Here is a 6,729-nt window from a genome sequence, read left to right as displayed (position 1 = left end):
CCGCAGGGGCGTGAAAATCCCGGGTCCGCCGGGCCAAGGGGCCGGGGGCTTGATTTTGCCGGGTCCGTGGAAGCCACGCCCCAGGGGCTTGGTCATAAAGCTGAACAGCACGTCAACGAGGAGGCCTTGTGAGTACGCCCTACCCCTTCACCGCGATCGTCGGGCAGGACGACCTGCGGCTCGGGCTGTTGCTGAATGCCGTCAGCCCGGCCGTGGGCGGGGTGCTCGTGCGGGGCGAGAAGGGGACCGCCAAGTCCACCGCCGTGCGGGCGCTCGCCGCGCTGATGCCCGAGGTCTCCGTCGTGCCCGGGTGCCGGTTCTCCTGTGATCCCGTCTCGCCCGATCCGGCGTGTCCTGATGGGCCGCACGCGGAGGCCGCCGGTGTGTCGCGTCCGGCGCGGACCGTGGAGCTGCCTGTCGGGGCGTCCGAGGACCGGCTCGTGGGGGCGTTGGACATCGAGCGGGCGCTGTCGGAGGGCGTGAAGGCGTTCGAGCCGGGGCTGCTGGCCGACGCGCATCGCGGGATCCTGTACGTCGACGAGGTCAACCTCCTCCACGACCACCTGGTGGACCTGCTGCTGGACGCGGCGGCCATGGGTGCCTCGTACGTCGAGCGCGAAGGCGTCTCCGTACGGCATGCGGCGCGGTTCCTGCTGGTCGGGACGATGAACCCGGAAGAGGGCGAGCTCCGGCCGCAGTTGCTGGACCGGTTCGGGCTGACCGTCGAGGTGGCCGCGTCTCGGGACACCGACGAGCGGGTGGAGGTCGTGCGGCGGCGGCTCGCGTACGACGACGATCCCGAGGGGTTCGCCGCGCGCTGGGCCGAGGAGGAGTCGGCCCTGCGGGAGCGGATCGCCGCCGCGCGTGCCCTGCTCCCCCGCGTCGTGCTCGGCGACGGCGTGCTACGTCAGATCGCCGCCACCTGCGCCGCGTTCGAGGTCGACGGGATGCGGGCCGACATCGTGATGGCCCGTACCGCCACCGCGCTCGCCGCCTGGGCGGGGTGCGAGGAGGTCACCGCCGACGACGTACGGCAGGCAGCTCTGCTGGCGCTCCCCCACCGGCGTCGCCGCAACCCGTTCGACGCGCCTGGCCTGGACGAGGACAAGCTCGACCGGACCCTGGACGAGGCCGGTCCGCAGGACGACAACGACGATGACCAGCCCGACCCCGACGGGGGTGGGGACGACGGCGGCGGGGGCGGAGGTGGGGGCGTGCCGCCCCAGGCCGACGGGGAGGACCGTACGCCGCCCCACCCGGGCGGCGGTTCGGACGACACGCCGTCGCAGGCCCCCGAGGGCGCCCCCGACGCGCCCGGCCGGCCCGCCGGTGGGGAGCAGCAGCCGGTGGCGTCCGCCGAGCCGTTCCGGACGAAGATGCTCAGCGTGCCGGGGCTCGGCGAGGGTGCTGCGGGGCGGCGCTCCCGGGCCCGCACAGCGCATGGTCGGACCACTGGAGCGGTCCGGCCGCAGGGCGCACTGACCAAGCTGCACCTGGCCGCGACCGTGCAGGCCGCCGCCCCGCACCAGCGCTCGCGCGGGCGCTCCGGGCGCGGGCTCGTGGTGCGCCGGGACGATCTGCGGCAGGCGACCCGCGAGGGGCGGGAGGGCAACCTCGTGCTGTTCGTCGTGGACGCGTCCGGGTCGATGGCGGCCCGGCAGCGGATGAGCGCGGTCAAGGGGGCCGTGCTGTCGCTGCTGCTGGACGCCTACCAGCGGCGGGACAAGGTCGGTCTGGTGACCTTCCGGGGCAAGGAGGCCGACGTGGCGCTGCCGCCGACCTCGTCCGTGGACGCGGCCGCCGCCCGGCTGGAGTCGCTGCCGACCGGCGGGCGCACTCCGCTCGCCGCCGGGCTGCTCAAGGCCCATGACGTGCTGCGCGTCGAGCGGCTGCGCGATCCGTCGCGGCGGCCGCTGCTCGTCGTCGTCACGGACGGGCGGGCGACCGGCGGGCCGGAGCCCGTGGCGCTCGCGGGGCGGGCCGGGCGGCTGCACCGCTCGGAGGGGACGGCCTCGGTCGTCGTGGACTGCGAGTCGGGGTACGTACGCCTCGGTCTCGCCGGGGAGTTGGCCCGGGAACTGGGAGGCACCGCCGTCACGCTCGACGAGCTGCGGGCCGACTCGATCGCCGGGCTCGTCAAGGACGTCACCGCAGCCGGGAGGGCCGCTTAATGCCGCAGGGACAGCCGATATCGGTGCCGGACGACGGGCTCACCACCCGTCAGCGCCGCAACCGCCCGCTCCTGTTCGTCCACACGGGCATCGGCAAGGGCAAGTCGACCGCCGCCTTCGGGCTCGCGCTGCGGGCCTGGAACCAGGGGTGGCCGATCGGGGTGTTCCAGTTCGTGAAGTCGGCGAAGTGGAAGGTCGGCGAGGAGAACGCACTGAAGGTGCTGGGCGCGAGCGGCGAGGGCGGCACCGTCGACTGGCACAAGATGGGCGAGGGCTGGTCCTGGGTCCAGCGCGACGGCCAGCTCGACAACGAGGAGAAGGCCCGCGAGGGCTGGGAGCAGGTCAAGCGCGACCTGGCGGCCGAGACGTACAAGCTGTACGTGCTCGACGAGTTCGCCTATCCGATGCACTGGGGCTGGATCGACGCCGACGAGGTCGTCGAGGTGATGCGGAACCGGCCCGGCACCCAGCATGTGGTGATCACCGGCCGCAACGCGCCGGACGCGCTGATCGAGGCCGCCGATCTCGTGACCGACATGTCGAAGGTCAAGCACCCGATGGACGCGGGTCAGAAGGGCCAGAGGGGCATCGAGTGGTGAATGTGCCCCGTCTGGTCATCGCCGCTCCGGCTTCCAACAGCGGCAAGACCACCGTCGCCACCGGTCTGATGGCCGCCTTCGCCGCGCGCGGGCTTGCCGTCTCGCCGCACAAGGTGGGGCCGGACTACATCGACCCGGGCTACCACTCCCTGGCGACGGGCCGGCCCGGCCGGAATCTCGACGCGTACATGTGCGGGACGGATCTCGTCGCCCCGCTGTTCGCGCACGGGTCGGCGGGGTGCGACCTCGCCGTGGTCGAGGGGGTGATGGGGCTGTACGACGGCGCCTCGGGGCAGGGTGAGCTGGCGTCCACCGCCCAGGTGGCCAAGCTGCTCCGGGCTCCCGTGGTGCTGGTGGTGGACGCCTCCTCGCAGTCCCGGTCGGTGGCGGCCCTGGTGCACGGGTTCGCCTCCTGGGATCCCCAGGTCCGGATCGGCGGGGTGATCCTGAACAAGGTGGCCTCCGACCGGCACGAGGCGCTGTTGCGGGACGCGTTGGACGAGTCGGGCTTGCCGGTCCTCGGCGTGATCCGGCGGGCCCCGCAGGTCGCCACGCCCTCGCGCCACCTGGGTCTGGTCCCGGTGGCCGAGCGGCAGAGCGACGCGGTGGAGGCCGTACGGGCCATGGGCGAACGCGTGCGCGCCGGGTGCGACCTGGACGTGCTGCTGGCGCTGGCCCGGACGGCCCCCGCGCTGGCGGACGAGCCGTGGGAGCCCGCGTACGCCCCGGCGGAAGGGCCCCGGCCCGTCGCCGCCGCCTCCGGTCAAGGGCCCCGGCCCGTCGTCGCGGTGGCGGGCGGGGCCGCGTTCACCTTCGCGTACGCGGAGCACGCCGAGCTGCTGACGGCGGCCGGTGCGGAGGTTGTGACGTTCGACCCGCTGCGGGACGAGAAGCTGCCGGTGGGCACGGCGGGGCTCGTGATCGGCGGCGGGTTCCCGGAGATGTACGCCCCCGAGCTGTCGGCCAACGAGCCGTTGCGGCAGGCGATCACGGAGCTGGCCCTGAGCGGTGCCCCGGTGGCCGCCGAGTGCGCGGGGCTGCTGTATCTGGCGCGGGAGCTGGACGGGCGGCCCATGTGCGGGGTGCTCGACGCCGAGGCCCGGATGTCGGAGCGGCTCACCCTCGGCTACCGGCAGGCGGTGGCGGTCTCGGACAGTCCGCTGGCGGCGGCGGGCACCCGGATGCGGGGGCACGAGTTCCACCGCACGGTGCTGGACCCGGGGGCGGGGACCACGCCGGCCTGGGGCATGCACCAGCCGGAGCGGCGGGTCGAGGGGTACGTCCAGCGGGGCGTGCACGCGAGCTATCTGCACACCCACTGGGCCGCGTCGCCCGAGGTGGCCCGGCGGTTCGTCGAGCACTGCCGGGCACGGTGAGCGACCCGCGCGTTCGTCTCGGCAGCGTGTGCGGGCGTACGCGTGGCTCACTCCGCGATGCCGACGACCAGCCAGATGAAGCCCACGCCCCCGATGGTGCAGAGAAGGGTGGAGCGGGCGGGATGGGTGTGGTGCGCCTCGGGAAGGATCTCGGCAGCGGCCAGGTAGAGCAGCGCTCCGCCGAAGAAGCCGAGATAGCCGCCGAGCAGTTCCTCCGGAAGGGTGAACAGCAGCGTCGTCGCCGCGCCCACGACGGGTGCCACGGCGGCCGCGAACAGCATCAGGAGCGCCTTGCGGCGGGCGTTCCCGTACAGACTGGTGAGGGTGTACGTGTTGAATCCGTCGGCGAAGTCATGACTGATCACCGCCAGCGCGACGGCCACGCCCATGGAGCCGCTGACCTGGAAGGCGGCGCCGAGCGCGATGCCGTCCATCAGGCTGTGGCCGACCATCGCGGCGGCCGCCGTCAGCCCCACCTGCGGCACGCGTTCGCCGCTCGCCCCGTGTGCCACCTGGCGTACGGAGAGCAGCCGCTCGACCAGATGGGCCACCAGGAAGCCGCCCACGAAGAGCAGCAGGGCGGCGGGCACTCCGAACACCGGGGCGCTCGCGGCCTCGATCGCCTCCGGCAGGAGGTCGAGCCCGACCACGCCGAGCATCAGCCCGCCCGCGAGGCCGAGCACCAGATGACGGCGGTCGGTGACGCGTTGGGCGACCCAGCCGCCGGCCAGGGTCATCAGGAACGCGCCGAGCGCGACGAACACCGCCATGGGGCCTTGCTAGCCGATCGGGCCCCCTCTCCGCATCTGAGGGTGTCCTTATCGGCGCCGTACGCCGTGCGCCTCCCGTCGCCCGGGTCCGTGCTTCGTATACGGAGCTGCCGCGCCCGCTCCCCCGTACCACCGACGTACCACCGAGACGTTTGACCTGAAAGGCAGGACTCCGCCGATGACCGGAGCACCCGTCGGCCCTGGACCGGAGTCCGGCGCCCGCAGTCTTGTGGTGGGGGTCGGCGCGCGCCGGGGCGCCTCGGGCGATGTGGTGTTCGCCCTGATCGCGGCGGTGTTGAGCGGGGCGGGGCTGGATCCGGCGGACGTGGTGGAGGTGGCGACCGTCGACGCCAAGGGGGACGAGCCGGGGATCGTGGGGGCGGCGGCCCGGCTCGGGGTGCCGGTGCGGACCCATCCGGCCGGGGCGCTGGCCGCGGTGCGGGTGCCGCACCCCTCGGGGGCGGTGGGCGCGGCGGTGGGCACGGCGTCGGTCGCGGAGGCGGCGGCGTTGATCGAGGCGGACGAGCTGGTGGTTCCGAAGACCCGCGCCCCGGGCGGGGGGGCGGCGGGGAAGGGGATGGCGACCTGTGCGGTGGCCCGCCGGTTTCCGGCCGCCGCCGGGACTTTCGATGTTTCCGGGAGGAAAACTTCCACCTCACCGGTGACGGCAGGCTCCCGCCCGTTCACCATGGCTGCCATGACTCCCCCCACGCATCCCCCCACGCAGGACATCGAGAGCGCCGGGCCGGACCTGCGGCACCACGGCGACGCGGAGGTGCGCGGCGAGAATCTGACCGATCTCGCCGTGAACGTCCGCACCCACACCCCTCCCCCGTGGCTGCGCGAGCGGATAGCCGCGTCGCTCACCTCGCTGGCCGCCTATCCCGACGGGTCGTCCGCCTGCGCCGCGGTCGCCGGCCGGCACGGGCTGCCGGTGGAGCGGGTGCTGCTGACGGCGGGCGCGGCCGAGGCATTCGTCCTGGTCGCCCGGGCGCTCCCGGCCCGCTGCCCGGTCGTGGTGCACCCGCAGTTCACGGAGCCGGAGGCGGCGCTGCGGGCGGCCGGGCACGGGGTGGGGCGGGTGCTGCTGCGGGAGGAGGACGGCTTCCGGCTCGATCCGGCGGCGGTGCCCGAGGAGGCGGACCTCGTGGTGATCGGCAATCCGACGAACCCGACGTCCGTGCTGCACCCGGCGGCCCTGCTGGAGAAGCTGGCGCGGCCCGGGCGGACGCTGGTGGTCGACGAGGCGTTCATGGACGTCGTGCCGGGCGAGCGCGAGGCGCTGTGCGACCGGACGGACATTCCGGGGCTCGTGGTGCTGCGCAGCCTCACCAAGACGTGGGGGCTCGCCGGGCTGCGGATCGGTTACGTCCTGGCCGAGCCGGAGACGGTGGCGCTGCTGGCCGAGGCGCAGCCGCTGTGGCCGGTGTCGTCCCCGGCGCTGGCGGCGGCGGAGGCGTGCATGGAGCCGCGGGCGCTGGTGGAGGCGGCTCAGGCGGCGGACCGGATCACGGTGGACCGGGCCCATCTGCTCGCCGGTCTCGCCGAGTTCAGCGAGGTGGAGGCGGTGGAGGCGGCCCGGGGGCCGTTCGTGCTGGTGCGTCTTGAGCGGGCGGCGGAGGTGCGGGAGCGGCTGCGGCTGCTGGGGTTCGCGGCCCGGCGCGGCGATACGTTCCCGGGGCTCGGGCCGCAGTGGCTGCGGCTCGCGGTCCGCGACCGGGCCACGACCAATCGTTTCCTCCAGGCGCTGGACCAGGCCGTGCAGGCGCTGCCCGCGAGATCGGGGCGCTGAGGAGCCCCGCGCGTGGGGGGC

The 6,729-nt window shown here is 74.4% G+C and carries 5 protein-coding genes; 4 read left to right on the top strand and 1 reads right to left on the bottom strand.

The features are described from left to right. The first annotated feature begins 128 nt into the window (after positions 1–128). From ACFWM7_RS32260 to ACFWM7_RS32250, 3 genes are read left to right on the top strand one after another with little or no spacing between them, the layout of a single operon-like run. Entirely contained in the window at positions 129–2,171 is a 2,043-nt protein-coding gene (locus ACFWM7_RS32260; protein WP_383267505.1) for a putative cobaltochelatase, read from the top strand. Further along, positions 2,171–2,770, top strand: coding sequence for a cob(I)yrinic acid a,c-diamide adenosyltransferase (gene cobO / locus ACFWM7_RS32255; RefSeq protein WP_383267503.1), 600 nt, complete (start codon positions 2,171–2,173; stop codon positions 2,768–2,770). The genes ACFWM7_RS32260 and cobO overlap by 1 nt, the downstream gene beginning before the upstream one ends. Continuing rightward, the gene (locus tag ACFWM7_RS32250) at positions 2,764–4,146 is read left to right on the top strand and encodes a cobyrinate a,c-diamide synthase (protein WP_383267500.1); all 1,383 of its coding nucleotides are present in this window, start codon (positions 2,764–2,766) and stop codon (positions 4,144–4,146) included. The genes cobO and ACFWM7_RS32250 overlap by 7 nt, the downstream gene beginning before the upstream one ends. Before the next feature lie 47 nt (positions 4,147–4,193). On the opposite strand, the gene ACFWM7_RS32245 is transcribed toward ACFWM7_RS32250, so the two are convergent. After that, positions 4,194–4,916 carry a ZIP family metal transporter gene (locus ACFWM7_RS32245; protein WP_383267497.1) on the bottom strand — a complete coding sequence of 241 codons (723 nt, stop codon included), beginning with the start codon at positions 4,914–4,916 and terminating at the stop codon, positions 4,194–4,196. Positions 4,917–5,094: 178 nt separating this feature from the next. Here ACFWM7_RS32245 and cobC point away from each other — a divergent pair, with 178 nt between their 5' ends. After that, positions 5,095–6,708 carry an Rv2231c family pyridoxal phosphate-dependent protein CobC gene (cobC, locus tag ACFWM7_RS32240; RefSeq protein WP_383267494.1) on the top strand — a complete coding sequence of 538 codons (1,614 nt, stop codon included), beginning with the start codon at positions 5,095–5,097 and terminating at the stop codon, positions 6,706–6,708. Positions 6,709–6,729 lie beyond the last annotated feature (21 nt).

The organism is Streptomyces sp. NPDC058375, from assembly GCF_042723425.1.
GTDB lineage: Bacteria > Actinomycetota > Actinomycetes > Streptomycetales > Streptomycetaceae > Streptomyces > Streptomyces durocortorensis.
The sequence above is the reverse complement of the archived record's forward strand: the minus strand, read 5'-3'. Positions and strand labels throughout refer to the sequence as shown.